Annotated in this window: 14 protein-coding genes and 1 pseudogene; 10 read left to right on the forward strand and 5 right to left on the reverse strand. The window is 73.7% G+C overall.

The window, feature by feature from the left end:
* Positions 1-98: 98 nt before the first annotated feature.
* The gene (locus AB0924_RS24460) at positions 99-1,076 is read right to left on the reverse strand and encodes an ATP-dependent DNA ligase (protein WP_366912588.1); all 978 of its coding nucleotides are present in this window, start codon (positions 1,074-1,076) and stop codon (positions 99-101) included.
* Between the two features lie 97 nt (positions 1,077-1,173).
* A pseudogene (locus AB0924_RS24465) lies at positions 1,174-1,867 on the reverse strand (MFS transporter); the annotation flags it as partial.
* Positions 1,868-2,034: 167 nt separating this feature from the next.
* Here AB0924_RS24465 and AB0924_RS24470 point away from each other — a divergent pair.
* From AB0924_RS24470 to AB0924_RS24510, 9 genes are all read left to right on the forward strand, one after another.
* Positions 2,035-2,685 (forward strand): GntR family transcriptional regulator, encoded by a 651-nt coding sequence (locus tag AB0924_RS24470; RefSeq protein ID WP_358932845.1) that lies wholly within the window; start codon positions 2,035-2,037, stop codon positions 2,683-2,685.
* A 106-nt stretch (positions 2,686-2,791) separates the two neighbouring features.
* Positions 2,792-3,544, forward strand: a complete 753-nt coding sequence (locus tag AB0924_RS24475) for a PIG-L deacetylase family protein (RefSeq protein WP_366912518.1) — start codon at positions 2,792-2,794, stop codon at positions 3,542-3,544.
* Positions 3,541-4,251 (forward strand): 4-carboxy-4-hydroxy-2-oxoadipate aldolase/oxaloacetate decarboxylase, encoded by a 711-nt coding sequence (locus AB0924_RS24480; protein WP_358932841.1) that lies wholly within the window; start codon positions 3,541-3,543, stop codon positions 4,249-4,251. Before AB0924_RS24475 ends, AB0924_RS24480 begins: the two co-directional genes overlap by 4 nt.
* Positions 4,248-5,363, forward strand: coding sequence for a 4-oxalomesaconate tautomerase (locus AB0924_RS24485; RefSeq protein WP_366912519.1), 1,116 nt, complete (start codon positions 4,248-4,250; stop codon positions 5,361-5,363). Before AB0924_RS24480 ends, AB0924_RS24485 begins: the two co-directional genes overlap by 4 nt.
* Entirely contained in the window at positions 5,344-6,294 is a 951-nt protein-coding gene (locus tag AB0924_RS24490) for a VOC family protein (RefSeq protein ID WP_366912520.1), read from the forward strand. The genes AB0924_RS24485 and AB0924_RS24490 overlap by 20 nt, the downstream gene beginning before the upstream one ends.
* 290 nt (positions 6,295-6,584) lie before the next feature.
* Entirely contained in the window at positions 6,585-7,913 is a 1,329-nt protein-coding gene (locus AB0924_RS24495; protein WP_366912521.1) for an aromatic acid/H+ symport family MFS transporter, read from the forward strand.
* A 164-nt stretch (positions 7,914-8,077) separates the two neighbouring features.
* Positions 8,078-8,458, forward strand: a complete 381-nt coding sequence (locus AB0924_RS24500) for a hypothetical protein (RefSeq protein WP_358932833.1) — start codon at positions 8,078-8,080, stop codon at positions 8,456-8,458.
* Positions 8,455-8,922 carry a peroxiredoxin gene (locus AB0924_RS24505; protein ID WP_358932831.1) on the forward strand — a complete coding sequence of 156 codons (468 nt, stop codon included), beginning with the start codon at positions 8,455-8,457 and terminating at the stop codon, positions 8,920-8,922. The genes AB0924_RS24500 and AB0924_RS24505 overlap by 4 nt, the downstream gene beginning before the upstream one ends.
* A gap of 54 nt (positions 8,923-8,976) precedes the next feature.
* Complete coding sequence (locus AB0924_RS24510) at positions 8,977-11,307, forward strand: SpoIIE family protein phosphatase (protein WP_358932829.1); 2,331 nt, start codon at positions 8,977-8,979, stop codon at positions 11,305-11,307.
* Here AB0924_RS24510 and AB0924_RS24515 read toward each other — a convergent pair whose 3' ends face one another.
* The 3 genes from AB0924_RS24515 to AB0924_RS24525 form a co-directional block, all read right to left on the reverse strand.
* Positions 11,308-11,742, reverse strand: a complete 435-nt coding sequence (locus tag AB0924_RS24515; RefSeq protein WP_358932827.1) for a cupin domain-containing protein — start codon at positions 11,740-11,742, stop codon at positions 11,308-11,310.
* A 218-nt stretch (positions 11,743-11,960) separates the two neighbouring features.
* Positions 11,961-12,575 (reverse strand): DNA polymerase ligase N-terminal domain-containing protein, encoded by a 615-nt coding sequence (locus tag AB0924_RS24520; protein WP_366912522.1) that lies wholly within the window; start codon positions 12,573-12,575, stop codon positions 11,961-11,963.
* A 59-nt stretch (positions 12,576-12,634) separates the two neighbouring features.
* On the reverse strand, positions 12,635-13,498 hold the full coding sequence (locus tag AB0924_RS24525) for an oxidoreductase (RefSeq protein ID WP_366912523.1): 864 nt from the start codon (positions 13,496-13,498) through the stop codon (positions 12,635-12,637).
* Positions 13,499-13,644: 146 nt separating this feature from the next.
* Between AB0924_RS24525 and AB0924_RS24530 the strand changes: the two genes are divergently transcribed.
* Positions 13,645-14,520, forward strand: a complete 876-nt coding sequence (locus AB0924_RS24530; protein WP_366912524.1) for a helix-turn-helix transcriptional regulator — start codon at positions 13,645-13,647, stop codon at positions 14,518-14,520.
* Positions 14,521-14,599: the final 79 nt, after the last annotated feature.

Genomic DNA, 14,599 nt, shown 5'->3' on the forward strand with positions numbered 1-14,599 from the left:
CGATCCGAGAACCGACCAACCCCCGACGACTTCACCTGACCCGGCCTTGGCACAACCCATCCAACGACCAGACCCCAACAAAGTCACCGGTATTGCGTCTAGCCGAGGTCCTCCGGCAGGTCCGCCGACGACTCCTCGGCGGCCAGGTCGGGGCGCAGCCGCTGCCACGAGGGCTGGCGCAGCATCCCGGCCCGGGTGCGGGTGCTGTAGCTGACCTCGCCGACCAGCCGGGGCAGCACCCACTGGGCGCCCGCGACGCGCGGCACCGGGTCGAAGGGGCACCGGCTGCTCGCCGCGGCCCGCAGCAGCCCGGCCAGTTCCGTCCGTTCCGCCTCGCTCCAGCCGGTGCCCACCCCGCCGACGTAGCGCAGCCGGTCACCGGCGCGCTGGCCGACCAGAACGGCGCCGGGCAGTCCGGTCAGCCGCCCCTTGCCGGGCAGCCAGCCGCCGATGATCACGTCCTCGCTGCGCATGTTCCGGATCTTGATCCAGGAGCGGGAGCGCACTCCCGGCTCGTACACCGAGTCCAGCCGCTTGCACACCAGACCCTCGAGGCCGTGTTCCCGAGTCGCCCGGAGGGCCTGGGCACCGTGACCGGTCACCGCGGCCGGCGTCGACCAGTGCGGTCCGGTCAGGCCCAGCTCCGTCAGCCGCGCCCGCCGCCGTGTGTAGGGGAGCCGGAGCAGGGGGCGTTCCAGGTACGGGACGTCGAACAGCACCAGGTGGACCGGCACCTGGGCGGCGCGGCGGGCCGCCCGGGCGGGGGAGTGCGCGAGCCCCATCCGGCTCTGCAGCAACTGGAAGTCGGAGCGCCCGAGTTCGTCCAGGGCCAGTACCTCGCCGTCCAGGACGGCGGGCGTGGCGCCGAGGGCGGTGCCGAGCGGCCGGAGTTCGGGGTAGGCGCCGGTGATGTCCTCGCCGGAGCGGGCGCGCAGCAGGACGCTGCCGTCGCCGGGCAGATAGACCATCACCCGCTGGCCGTCCTGCTTGGTCTCGTACGCCCACCGCTCGTCCTGGGCGGCGGGCGGCAGCGGGCCGGGGGTGGCGAGCATGGGCGCGACGAGCGGCAGGGTCAGGGCGTTCACGGCTGAAGGTGTCGACCGCTCCCGCCGCCCTCACGCGCCTTTCGGCCCCGGTTCCCCTGAACGGGCCCCGGGGCCGGTCCGGCCGTCCTCAGCCCACCGGCTCGGCGGACGGCGCGCCGGCGGACGCCGGCGCCCCGACCGGGTCGGCCGGGCGGTGGCGGGGCAGGAAGGAGGCGAGCAGGAAGGCGAGGACGGCGAAGCCCGCGCCGAGCGCCAGGACGACCTTGAAGCCGTTCCCGGACGGCAGGGTGTGGCCGCCGAGGCTGGCCGTCATCTGGGCGAGGCCCACGCCCGCGACCGCGCTGGCCACCGAGGTGCCGATGGACCGCATCAGGGTGTTGAGGCTGTTGGCGGCGGCCGTCTCCGAGCCGGCACGGCGCCCATGATGAGCGCGGGCATGGCGCCGTAGGCGAAGCCGACGCCGGCGCCGATGACGCAGGGCACGAGGACCAGGTTCAGACCTCGCTCGTCAGCACGATGTTGAGGCCGTATCAGGCGGCCACGACGACCGCGCCGGTCATCAGCGTGATCTTCGGGCCGCGGGACCGGGTGATCAGGGCGGAGACGGGGGCCGTCGCCATCATCACCAGACCCTGCGGGGCCATCACGAGCCCTGCGGTCATGATGGACTTGCCGAGGCCGTAGCCGGTCTGCGCGGGCAGCTGCAGAAGCTGCGGCAGGACCAGCGCCATCGCGAACATCGAGAAGCCGAACGCGATGGACGCGAGGTTGGTGAACAGCACCTGGCGGCGGGCGGTGGTGCGCAAGGTCGCCACCGGCCTCGCCGACGCCATCGTCGGCCTCTGGCTCGCCCCGGTCACCCGGGTCCGCTGAATCCCCGTGGAGACGCACCGGGAGAGCGGTGCGACCCGGAGACGCGAACAAAATTGTTGACAATCTTGTTGGGCTAGTTTTAGGTTCGATAGGCACTCACTCAGGGAGGGCAACGATGCCGAAGGAAGCCCGTCCGACCACCGGGGAGCAGGCCAAACAGCATGCGCTCGCGCAGCTGCGGCAGGCGATCCTGCACGGCGAGATGGCACCGGCCCAGCGGCTGGTGGAGAACGAACTCGCCGAGCAGTTCGGTGTGACGCGGGCCAGCATCCGGGCGGCACTGATCGATCTGGAGGCCCAGGGACTGGTCGAGCGGATCCGCAACCGCGGATCACGGGTGCGGGTGGTGACCGTGGAGGAAGCGGTCGCGATCACGGAGTGCCGCATGGTCCTGGAAGGACTGTGCGCGGCCAAGGCCGCCGTCGCCGCCAGCGACGGGCAGCTCACCGAACTGGCCGACCTCGGCGCGGCGATGGAGAAGGCCGTCGCCGACGGGGAGCCGGTGACGTACTCCGATCTCAACCACCGGCTCCACGACCGGATCCGGGAGATCTCCGGGCAGCAGACCGCCGTCGAGCTGCTGGAGCGGCTGAACGCCCAACTGGTCCGCCACCGCTTCCAGTTGGCGCTCCGGCCGGGGCGTCCGCAGCAATCCCTGAACGAGCACCTGGCGATGATCGAGGCGATCAGGGCCAGGGACCCGCAGGCGGCCGAAGCGGCCGTCCGCGCCCACCTCGCCAGTGTGATCGGCGCGCTCACCGACTGACGCGTCGCGCGCGGGACACGGGGGCGGGCGCGCGCCTGTCCACGAGGCGAGGGCGCCGCAGGGCTCGCCCGGCGGTGCCCGGACCCGAAGAGGAAGACATTCCGCAATGACGCACGCCAACGCGCCCACACCGTCCCCACGTTCGACACTCGTCGTCACCGCGCACGCCGGGGACTTCGTGTGGCGTGCGGGCGGCGCCATCGCCCTCGCCGCCTCCCGCGGCGAGAAGGTCACCATCGCCTGTCTGACCTTCGGCGAACGCGGCGAGTCCGCCAAGGCATGGCGCGAGGGGAAGACCCTCGTGGAGATCAAGGCGATACGCCGGGAGGAGGCGGAGCAGGCCGCCGCCACCCTCGGCGCCGAGGTCCGCTTCTTCGACGCCGGCGACTATCCCCTCGTCGCGGGCGCCGAGCTGACCGACCGGCTCGTCGCCGTCTACCGGGAGACCCAGCCCGAGGTCGTCCTCACCCACCCGGTCGAGGACCCGTACAACGGCGATCACCCGGCCGCCAACCGCATGGCGCTCGAGGCAAGGGTCCTCGCCCAGGCCATCGGCTACCCCGGCCCCGGCGAGATCATCGGCGCCCCGCCCGTCTTCTACTTCGAGCCCCACCAGCCCGAGATGAGCGGCTTCCGGCCCGAAGTCCTGCTCGACATCACCGAGGTGTGGGAGACCAAGCGCAAGGCGATGGAATGCCTCGGCGCCCAGCAGCACCTGTGGGACTACTACACCGACCTCGCCGTGCGCCGCGGCGTCCAGCTCAAGCGCAACGCCGGACCCAACCTGGGCCTGCCGCACAAGACCATGGCCGAGGCCTACATGCGCCCCTACCCGCAGATCGCGAAGGAGCTGGCATGAGCGGCGTGATCGTCACCGGCCCGCCGAAGGCGGACGCCAAGGACGTGGCGGCGCTGGCCGGCCACGGCGTGGCCACCGTGCACGAGGCCATGGGCCGCACCGGGCTGCTCCCCGCGCACCTGCGCCCGATCCAGCAGGGCACCCGCGTCGCGGGCACGGCGGTCACCGTGCTGTCGTGGCCCGGCGACAACCTCATGATCCACGCGGCCGTGGAGCAGTGCGGCGAGGGCGACATCCTTGTCGTCACCACCACCTCGCCCTCCACCGACGGCATGTTCGGCGAACTGTTCGCCACCGCGCTGAAGCGGCGCGGCGTGCGCGGCCTGGTCATCGACGCCGGTATCCGCGACACCGAGGAACTGCGCGAACTCGGTTTCCCCGCCTGGTCGGCGGCCGTGTCCGCGCAGGGCACCGTGAAGGCGACCGGCGGCTCGGTCAACGTACCGGTGGCCATCGGCGGCCAGGTGATCCGCGCGGGCGACGTGATCCTCGCCGACGACGACGGCGTGGTCGTCGTCCCGCGCGAGAGGGCCCGCGAGGCCGCCGAGGCGTCCGAGGCCCGCGAGGCCAAGGAGGCCGCCTCCCGCGCCGCCTTCGTCGAGGGCCAACTGGGCCTGGACCGCTACGGGCTCCGGGAGGAACTCGCGCGCCTCGGCGTCACCTGGACGCCGTACGAGGACTACGCGCGCGAAGGGACCGGCGCGTGACCGGGCCCGCGGAGGTGCGCTGCACGCTGATGCGGGGCGGTACCTCCAAGGGCGCCTGCTTCCTGGCCGAGGACCTGCCCGCCGACCCCGCCGCACGCGACGACCTGCTGCTGCGGGTGATGGGCAGCCCGGACCCGCGCCAGATCGACGGGCTCGGCGGCGCGCACCCGCTGACCAGCAAGGTGGCCGTGGTCTCGCCCTCCGAGGACCCGGACGCGGACGTCGACTACCTGTTCCTCCAGGTCGCCGTCGACCGGGCCGAGGTGAGCGGCCGTCAGAACTGCGGCAACATCCTCGCCGCCGTGGGCCCGTTCGCCGTCGAGCGGGGGCTCGTGGCCCCCGGCGACGATGAGACCGCCGTACGCGTCCGCATGCTCAACACGGGGGAGCGGGCCGTCGCCACCTTCCCCACCCCGGGCGGCCGCGTCGACTACACCGGTACCGCCGAGATCTCCGGCGTGCCCGGCGGCGCCGCGCCCGTGGTGATCGAGTTCCCGGCCGCCGGCCGCCCGCTGCTGCCCACCGGACGGGTCCGCGACACCGTCGCCGGTGTCGAAGTGACCTGCGTGGACAACGGGATGCCTGCCGTGCTCGTCCCGGCGGCCGCGCTGAAGGTCACCGGATACGAACAGCCCAAGGACCTGGAGGAGGACCTGGCGCTCGCCGACCGCCTGAGGGAGATCCGGCTGGCGGCCGGGCGGCTGATGGGGCTCGGCGACGTCGAGAACGCCACCGTCCCCAAGCTCACCCTGCTGGCCCCGCCGCGCACCGGCGGCGCGGTCACCACCCGCACCTTCATCCCCGTCCGCTGCCACACCTCCATCGGCGTCCTCGGCGCCGCGAGCGTGGCCGCCGGGCTCCGGCTGCCCGGCGGGGTGGGGGAGGGGATCGCCCGGCCGCCCGCGTCCGGCGAGCGGGTCCGCATCGAACACCCCACGGGCTTCCTGGACATCGACACGGACGTCGACACCGGCGCCCGGCCGCCGGCGGTGCGCCGCACCGCCGTCGTCCGCACCGCCCGCAAGATCTTCGACGGCACGGTCTTCCCCCGGCCGTCCGGCACCGTCCCCGCACAACCTCAAGGAGGCAACGATGGCTCCGCCCCTCGGTGACATCACCCATATCGGCCACGCCCAGCTCTTCACCCCGGACCTGGACGCCAGTGTCGCCTTCTTCACCGACTACCTCGGACTCACCGTCAACGGCCAGGACGGCGACACCGTCTACCTGCGCACCTTCGACGACTACGAGCACCACAGCCTGGTCCTCACCGTCCGCGAGCAGCCCGGCCTCGGCCGGCTCGCGCTGCGCACCGCCAGCGAGGAGGCCCTGCGGCGCAGGGTCGCGGCCGTCGAGGCGGCGGGCGGCACCGGCCACTGGACGGAGGACGAACCCGGCCTCGGCAAGCTGTATGTCACCACCGACCCGGACGGCCACGAGCACGCCCTGTACTGGGAGAGCGAGCACTACCGGGCCCCCGACGAGCTGAGGCCGGCGCTGAAGAACCAGCCGCAGGCCCAACCCAACCGGGGTGTGGGCGTGCGCCGCCTGGACCACGTCAACTTCCTCGCCGCCGACGTGCAGGCGAGCGCGGAGTTCCAGGAACACGTGCTCGGCGCCCGGCCGACCGAGCAGATCCGGCTGGACACCGGCCGGATCGCGGCCCGCTGGCTCACCTTCACGAACAAGTCGTACGACGTCGTCTACACGGAGGACTGGACGGGGTCGAGCGGCCGGCTGCACCACATCGCCTTCGCCACCGACACCCGCGAGGACATCCTGCGCGCCGCCGACCTCGCCATCGACACCGGCGTGTTCATCGAGACCGGCCCGCACAAGCACGCCATCCAGCAGACGTTCTTCCTGTACGTCTACGAGCCGGGCGGCAACCGCGTCGAGCTGTGCAACCCGCTGACCCGTCTGGTCCTGGCGCCGGACTGGCCGCTCGTCACCTGGACCGAGGCCGAGCGGGCCAAGGGGCAGGCGTGGGGGCTCAGGACCATCGCGTCGTTCCACACCCACGGCACGCCGCCGGTCGCCTAGCCGGGGCCGCGCCACAGGGGGGTGGGTCGCGCACGACACCGTGCGCGACCCACCCCCCTGCGCGTATAGCCGCTGGTCAGATGCAGGGTATCCGGTCGCCGGATGAGATTGTTGACAAAAACGTTGACACTCTAGGAACGGGGTCCCTACCGTCTAGCGCATCACGGGTCAGCCGCAACGAGCCGCGTCGGCCCTCCCCGCGTCCCCGGCGAGTCCCCCGCTCCGCCCGGACAGGGGCCCCATCACTGATCCCCTCCAGGGAACGCCTCCTGGACGAGAGGAAAACAACGATGTCCTCCTCCCTCGCCCCGTCCGCTCGCGGCGGCAGACTGGCCCTGCTGGTCGTCGGTCTGTGCTGGCTCGCCGTGCTCTTCGACGGCCTCGACATGTTCATCTACGGCTCGGTGCTGCCGCACATGCTGGAGAGCAAGGCGCTCGGGATCACCCCGGGCCAGGCCGGCGACCTCGGCAGCTACGCCACCTTCGGCATGCTGATCGGAGCCCTGACGGCGGGCACGGTCGCGGACCGGGTCGGCCGCAAGAAGCTCATGGTCGCCTGCGTCGCGCTCTTCTCGCTGGCCTCCGGGATATGCGCGCTCTCCGGCTCCGTCGCCGTCTTCGGCCTCGGCCGCACCCTGGCCGGCATCGGTCTCGGCGGCCTGCTGCCCACCGCGATCTCCCTGGTCTCCGACTACGCCCGCGGCGGCCGGGGTGCCCTGACCATCGGCGCACTGATGACCGCCCACCACGCCGGCGGCATCCTCTCCGCCTACGTCGCCAAGTGGCTCGTCGAGCCGGCCGGCTGGCGCGCCGCGTTCTGGGTCTGCGTCGTGCCGCTGCTGTACGTCCCGGTCCTGATCAAGGCCATGCCCGAGTCGCTGAGCTTCCTGGTCGCCAAGGGCCGTGACGCGGAGGCCCGCGAGCTGGCCGCCCGCTACGAGGTCGGACTCCCCGCGCGGAAGGCCACCGGAACGGCCCCGGCCGACCGGTTCGGCGCCCTGCTGAACCTGTTCCGCGGCGGCGAGTGGATCCAGACCCTGCTCTACTGGCTGGCCTCCTTCGGCGGACTCCTCCTCGTCTACGGCGTCGCCACCTGGCTGCCCACCCTGATGCGCGGCGAGGGCTACAACCTCGGCTCCGCCCTGACCTTCGTGGTCCTGTTCAACCTCGGCGGCATCGTCGGCATGCTGATCGCCGGCCGCGCCTCCGACCGGTTCGGCGCCCCGCGCGTCTCCGCGATCTGGTTCGCGCTCACCGCGGCCGGCGTCTTCCTGCTCAGCGTCCGCATGCCGCTGGGCGTGACCTTCCTGGTCGTATTCCTCACCGGCGTCTTCCTCAACAGCGCCCAGACCATGATCTACGCGACCGTCTCCATCCGCTCCACCCCGGACAGCCGCGCCACCGCCGTCGGCTGGACCTCCGGCATGGGCCGCTTCGGTGCCGTCTTCGGGCCCTGGCTCGGTGGCCAGCTGCTGGCCGCCGGCAACGGCGACTGGGGCTTCGCCGCCTTCGCCCTGGCCGGTGTCTCCTCGATGGTGTTCATCGGCATCGCGGCCCTGCGCTCGGCCCGGCGGCCGGAGCGCACCGGCACCGAGCAGCGGCTGATCGCCGCGGGCTGACCGCGCCGGGTGCCGCACCCGCGGCCCCGGTGCCGGCCGGTACGGTGCCGCACCCACGCTCCGGGTGCGGCACCGCGCAATTTCCCGTCCCCGCCCGCCGGAAGCGGCCCTGGCCACGACTACTGTCGAGTAATATCCGGCGGCAGGTCACCAGAGGAGGAACCGTGCCCCGGTCCGAACGCTCACCCCTGCTGCTCGCCGGCCTGCTGGCCGCCGCGGGGGCCGCCCATTTCGCCGTACCCCGCCAGTTCGACCACCTCGTCCCGCGAGCGCTGCCGGGCTCGCCCCGGGCCTGGACGTACGGCAGCGGAGCGGTGGAGCTGGCCCTGGCGGCCGGTGTCGCCGCGCGCCGGACGCGCCCCCTGGCCGCCAGGGCGGCCGCCGCCTTCTTCGTCGGGGTGTTCCCCGCCAACGTGAAGATGGCCGTCGACTGGCGCCACCGGCCCGCGCCCCAGCGCAACGCCGCCCTGGCGCGGCTGCCGCTGCAGGTGCCCCTGGTGCTGTGGGCCCGCGGCGTGGCCCGGAACGGGGAGGGACGGTCGTGACCGAACGTGCGGAAGTGGGCGCCAAGGCCGAGGACTTCGCGCTGCCGGACGAGACCGGCACCGTCCGCAGCCTCACCGGGCTGCTGGCCGACGGCCCGATCGTGCTGTTCTTCTACCCTGCCGCCCTGACACCCGGCTGCACCGCCGAGGCCTGCCACTTCCGGGACCTCGCCGCCGAGTTCGCGGCCGTCGGCGCCCGCCCGGTCGGGATCAGCGGCGACAGCGTCGAACGCCAGCAGGAGTTCGCCGGACGGCACACCCTCGGCATGCCGCTGCTGTCGGACGCCGACGGCACGGTGCGTGACCGGTTCGGGGTCAGGCGGGGCTTCACCCTCGCCCCGACCAAGCGGGTCACCTTCGTCATCGGCCAGGACCGCACGATCCTGGAGGTGGTGCGCAGCGAACTGCGTATGAACACCCACGCCGACCGTGCCCTGGCCGCGCTGCGCGCCCCCCGGGACTGATCCGGTCCGCTGCCGCGCTTGATGGACCGGAGTATTCGGATCATCCTGGGGCATATGGAGCGAGCCGCGGCCGCTGTGGTCATCGACGCCCAGGCCAGGGTGACCGGGTGGAGCCAGGGCGCGCGGCTGCTCACGGGCCGCGCGGCGGACGAGGTCGTCGGCCGGCCCGCGGCCGAGCTGCTCGCCGGGGAACCGCCCGGCGGCGTCCTGGCCGCCGGGACCGGCACCCTCACCCTGCGCCACCGCGAGGGACACCCGGTCCGGGTGGCCGTGAGCGTCTGCCCGTTGCTCGGCGCCGACGGCGCACCGGCCGGGCACGTGATCACTGCCGACCCGACCGGCCCGGTCCTGGTCGGCGAGGCCTTCCAGCAGGCCTCCATGGCCATGTCGGTCCTCGACCTCGAACAGCGCTACCTGTACGTCAACGACATCGCCTGCCGGCTGATGGGGATGCCCGAGGAGGCGCTGGTCGGCCGCTTCTACGCGGACACCGTGGCGGAGAGCGAGCACACCCGGGGGTTCGTGCGCCATATGCGCGAGGTGGCCGAGACCGGCCGGCCTGTCCGCTACGAGAGCTTCACCGGCGCCCCCGCATCGCACCGGGCACACGCCTGGAGCATCGAGATGTGGCCCCTGTGCGACGGCTCCGGGGAGCCCACCGCGGTGGCCCTGGCCGCCTTCGACAGCAGCGAGCAGTACTGGGCCCGGCGCCGCCTCGCCCTGCTGAACGAGGCCGCCACCCGCATCGGCACCACCCTGGACGTCGTGCGCACGGTCGAGGAGCTGATCGAACTCCTCGTCCCGCAGTACGCCGACTTCGCCACCGTCGACCTGCTGGACTGGGTGCTCGGCGCGCACGAGCCGCCGGAGGCCCCCGAGAGCGGCACCGAGCTGCGGCGCGTCGCCCACCGCTCCGTCGTGGCCGGCAACCGGGGCGCGGCACTGATGCCGGGGGAGTCGGAGGAGTACCGGCCGTCCACCCCGCCGGCCGTCGCCCTCCGCGAGGGCCGGGCGGTGCTGGCCCAGGCCGGCGAGCCGGCGTTCGACCGCTGGCTCGCGGACCGCAACGCGCGCTCCCCGGAGGGCCGGCCCTACCGTGAGGGCGTCCACTCGATGATCGCGGTGCCGCTGCGCGCCCGGGGCATCACCCTCGGCGCCGCGGTGTGCGTGCGCAAGTACCACTCGGACGCCTACGGCCCCGACGACGCCGTCTTCGCCGAGGAACTCGCCAGCCGCGCCGCCGTCTGCGTCGACAACGCCCGCCGCTTCGCCCGGGAGCGCGACACCGCCCACGCCCTCCAGCACAGCCTGCTGCCGAGCGGTCTGCCGGGGCAGGCCGCGGTCGAGGTGGCCCACCGGTATCTGCCGTGCGGCTCGCTGGCCGGCATCGGCGGCGACTGGTTCGACGTGATCCCGCTCTCCGGCAGCCGGGTCGCGCTGGTCGTCGGGGACGTCGTCGGCCACGGCATCCAGTCTTCCGCGACGATGGGCCGGCTGCGCACGGCGGTGCGCACCCTCGCCGACGTCGACCTGCCCCCGGACGAGCTCCTCACCCACCTGGACGACCTGGTCATCCATCTGACCTCCGGCGGGACCGGCGAGGAGGTCGCCGAACTCGGCGCCACCTGCCTCTACGCCGTCTACGACCCCGTCTCCCGCCGGCTCAGCCTGGCCGCGGCCGGCCACCCGGCCCCGGCCGTCGTGCTGCCCGGCGGCACCGCCGAGTTCGTACCCATGAGCGCCGGGCCGCCCCTCGGCGTCGGCGGCCTGCCCTTCGAGGCGACGGAACTCGACCTGCCCGCGGGCTCGGTCGTCGCCCTCTACACCGACGGCCTGGTCGAGGACCGCGACCGGGACGTCGACCGCGCCACCGAGGAACTGCGCCGCGCCCTCGGCGCACCCGCCGCCTCCCTCGAAGCCCTCAGCGACGAAGTCCTCAAGGCCGTCATGCCCGAGCAGCCCACCGACGACGTCGCCCTGCTCCTGGTCCGCACCCGCGCCCTGGGCGCCGACCGGGTGGCCACCTGGGACGTCCCGCCGGACCCGGCCGCGGTGGCCGCCTTCCGGCAGGCGGCCACCGAACGGCTGACCGACTGGGGCCTCGAGGAGATCGCGTTCGTCACCGAACTCGTCGTCAGCGAGCTGGTCACCAACGCCCTCCGCTACGGCGAACCGCCCGTCCAGCTCCGCCTGATCCGCGACGGCGCGCTCATCTGCGAGGTCTCCGACGCCAGTTCCACCTCGCCGCATCTGCGCCGGGCGCACGCCTACGACGAGGGCGGCCGCGGACTGCTGCTGGTCGCCCAGCTCACCCAGCGCTGGGGCAGCCGGCAGACGGGCAGCGGCAAGACGATCTGGGCACAGCAGCCGCTGCCCGGCACCTGATCACTCGAAGGAGCACCCCGGGTTCGGCGCGTCCTCGGAGAACGGGGCGCCGTGCGGCAGTACGTAGAGCACCTCCAGGACGACCGGGGTGCTGCCCAGGTTGCGGCCTATGTGCACACGGTCCGGGCCGGCCGGCTCCTGGATCGTCGAGCCCGCGCGGTACACGCCGTCCGAGGCGCAGCCGGAGTCGAAGTGGCTGAGGGTGCCCTGCTTCACCACGCCGTACAGCGGACCGTCGTGGTAGTGCCAGCCGGTGCCCTGGCCGGGCGGGATGGTGATCTCGCGCAGGGTGTAGTCGGTGCCGCCGACCGTCCTCTGGACGAGGGTCCGGGCCGTCACCCCGGGGCCCGGCGGGGTGGCCCCCGCGGCGGGGCAGGCGAGGAACGCGGTGGCGGTCACCACGCCGATGAGGGCGGTGCGGAGTGCGGTGCGCATGCGGGAGCCTCCAGGGTCGCGAGCGGTTACCGCCGCGAACATAGAGGCACAAGGCGGGAGTTGGGGGCGGAACCAGGTGATCCGGTTACGGCGACCAGTGGGCCGGTCGCGGCACCCGGTGTTCCGCTTGCGGCAGCGGGTGTTCCCGACGCGGCGCCCGGTGGTCCGCACACGGCGTCACCGGCCGGTCTCCCCGAGCCGGATGGGAGTCCCGCCGGTCACCCCTCGCCGGCGTCGGCGGCGACCTGGGCCAGAGTGCGCCCGGTGCGCACCGAACGGGCCCGGCGCGGATCCGGGGTGCCGTGCCCCTTCGCCTGCGCGGGGCCCTTGCGCACCAGCAGCCAGGACTCCTCCTCGTCCGGGCCGCCGCGGAACCGGGTGAGGGCCCAGTCGCCGTGCAGCTTGGCGCCGTGCAGCCGGAACGTGGCGTGCCCGTGCTCCAGCGACTCGGCGAAGTCCAGCGGCCGCCCCCGGCGGTCGTGGCTGAGCGGCTCGTACGTCCCGTGCTCCCACACGATCACCGTGCCCCCGCCGTACTCGCCCTGCGGGATCACGCCCTCGAAGTCCTCGTACTCCAGCGGATGGTCCTCGGTGGGCACGGCCAGCCGCTTGTCCCCGGGATCCGTCGACGGCCCCTTCGGGACGGACCAGGACTTCAGCACGTCGCCCACCTGGAGCCGGAAGTCGAAGTGCATCCGGCGGGCGTCGTGGATCTGCACCACGAACCGCGGCCGCCCGTCCGCGGCCGCCGCCCCGCCGGACGGCTCGCGGGTCCGTTCGAAGTCGCGCCTGCCGCGGTACGTACGCAGCCGGTCCCGGTCCTCCGTCGCCACGTGCGGCTCCCTCCGTCCGTCCGCCTCGGGCGCACCCGGGTACCCGGGTACGGGCCGGGTCAGCCCGCCACGCCGTCCAGCTCGGCCACCGCGTCCTCGGGCAGGACCAGCGAGGCGGCGGCGATGTTCTCGCGCAGGTGGTCCGGGGAGGAGGTGCCGGGGATGAGCGCGATGTTCGGCGAGCGGCCGAGCAGCCAGGCGAGGGCCACCTGCTGCGGCGAGGCGCCGAGCCGCGCGGCCACCTTCGACAGCGCGTCGGACTGCAGCGGGGTGAACCCGCCGAGCGGGAAGTACGGCACGAAGGCGATGTTCTCCGCCGCCGTGCGCTCCACCAGGGCGTCGTCCCGCCGGATCGCCAGGTTGTACAGGTTCTGCACGGTGACCACGGGAGCGATGCCCTGCGCCTCCTCCAGTTGCGCCAGGGACACGGCGCTCAGTCCGAGGTGCCGGATCAGGCCCTCCTGACGCAGTTCGGCCAGGGCGCCGAACATCTCGGCCACCGGCTCCTCGTTCGGGGTGTCGACGTCACCGAGCCGCAGATTGACCACGTCCAGCGTCTCCAGACCCAGGTGCCGCAGATTGTCGTACACCTGCGCCTTCAGGTCCGCCGGATGCCGGGACATGATCCAGCCGCCGTCCGCGCCGCGCCGCGCGCCGACCTTGGTGACGATGCGCAGGCTTTCCGGGTAGGGGTGCAGCGCCTTCCGGATGAGTTCGTTGACGACGACGGGGCCGTAGAAGTCGGCGGTGTCGATGTGGGTGATGCCCGCCTCCACCGCGGTGCGCAGCACCGCCACGGCCCGGGCCCGGTCCTTCGGCGGGCCGAAGACGTGCGGTCCGGCGAGCTGCATGGCGCCGTAGCCCATGCGGGTCAGGGTCAGACCGTCCGCGGGGGTGACGGTGCCGCCGAGCTGTGCGGTCATGTCGTGCCTCTCGTGCCGTTCGGCGTGCCGCCGGACGGCCGGCACGTCTCCACCCTGCGCCCGGTGCACCCCGCACGGCAGTGCCCCCGCGTTCCTGGGAGTGACGGGACCAGTCACCGCCGCGGGTGCCGCCGTACGGTGGTGTCATGGACGGTACGAACGCGCTCGGCGAGTTCCTGCGCGCCCGCCGTGGCCAGGTCCGGCCGGAGGACGTGGGGCTGCCCGGCTCGGGACTGCGCCGGGTGCCGGGGCTGCGCCGCGAGGAGGTCGCGACGCTCTCCGGCATCAGCTCCGACTACTACCTGCGCCTGGAGCAGGGCCGCGACCGCAACCCCTCGGCGCAGGTCCTCGAGGCCATCGCCCGGGTGCTGCGGCTGGACGCCGACGCCACCTCCTACCTCCTGGGCCTCGCCCAGGACCGGCCCCGCGACACCCGGCCGCGGTCACGCACCGGGCCGGCAGGCCACCGGGAGCGGGTGCCGGAGGGCCTGCTGCGCCTCATCGACGGCTGGCCGCGCAACCCCGCCTACATCCAGAACCGCTACACCGACTGCCTGGCCGCCAACGCCCTCGCCACGGCCCTCACCCCCAACTACCGGCCCGGCGTCAACCTGCTGCGGGCCGTCTTCCTCGACCCCGCCGAGCGCGCCCTGCGCCGGGACTGGGACGACCTCACCGAGGAGGGCGTGGCCGCGCTGCGCGCGAACGCGGGATCCGGGGCCGACGACCCGCGGCTGCGCGACCTGGTCGGCGATCTCTCGCTGCGCAGTGACCGCTTCCGGACGCTCTGGGCCCGGCACGAGGTGCGGCCCCGGCGCGGCCGGCTCAGCAGACTGAGCCACCCGCTGGTCGGCGACCTGGACCTGCACTCGGAGAAACTGACCGCGGACGGCACCGGCGGACTCACCCTGGTGGTCTTCCACGCCGAGCCCGGCAGCCGCGGCGCCGAACTCCTGGACATCCTGGGCAGCCTCGCCGCGCCCCGCCCGGCCGCCGCGCGGGAACCAGCCGACGAGCCGTAGCGGGAGGGAGGACCGGTCGGCCGTGCCGAGGGAAGCGGGCGGCGCGGACGTGGGAGGCTCGCGGCGCACGGGGCCCCGG

The sequence above is a fragment of the Streptomyces sp. NPDC047869 genome (genome assembly GCF_040704065.1).
GTDB lineage: Bacteria > Actinomycetota > Actinomycetes > Streptomycetales > Streptomycetaceae > Streptomyces.

Bases quoted from the DNA above. Each gene is read 5' to 3' on its own strand.
- AB0924_RS24470 (WP_358932845.1), top strand. From the start codon at position 2,035: ATGCCGAAGGAAGCCCGTCCGACCACCGGGGAGCAGGCCAAACAGCAT.
- AB0924_RS24475 (WP_366912518.1), top strand. From the start codon at position 2,792: ATGACGCACGCCAACGCGCCCACACCGTCCCCACGTTCGACACTCGTC.
- AB0924_RS24480 (WP_358932841.1), top strand. From the start codon at position 3,541: ATGAGCGGCGTGATCGTCACCGGCCCGCCGAAGGCGGACGCCAAGGAC.
- AB0924_RS24490 (WP_366912520.1), top strand. From the start codon at position 5,344: ATGGCTCCGCCCCTCGGTGACATCACCCATATCGGCCACGCCCAGCTC.
- AB0924_RS24495 (WP_366912521.1), top strand. From the start codon at position 6,585: ATGTCCTCCTCCCTCGCCCCGTCCGCTCGCGGCGGCAGACTGGCCCTG.
- AB0924_RS24510 (WP_358932829.1), top strand. From the start codon at position 8,977: ATGGAGCGAGCCGCGGCCGCTGTGGTCATCGACGCCCAGGCCAGGGTG.
- AB0924_RS24515 (WP_358932827.1), bottom strand. From the start codon at position 11,742: ATGCGCACCGCACTCCGCACCGCCCTCATCGGCGTGGTGACCGCCACC.
- AB0924_RS24525 (WP_366912523.1), bottom strand. From the start codon at position 13,498: ATGACCGCACAGCTCGGCGGCACCGTCACCCCCGCGGACGGTCTGACC.
- AB0924_RS24530 (WP_366912524.1), top strand. From the start codon at position 13,645: ATGGACGGTACGAACGCGCTCGGCGAGTTCCTGCGCGCCCGCCGTGGC.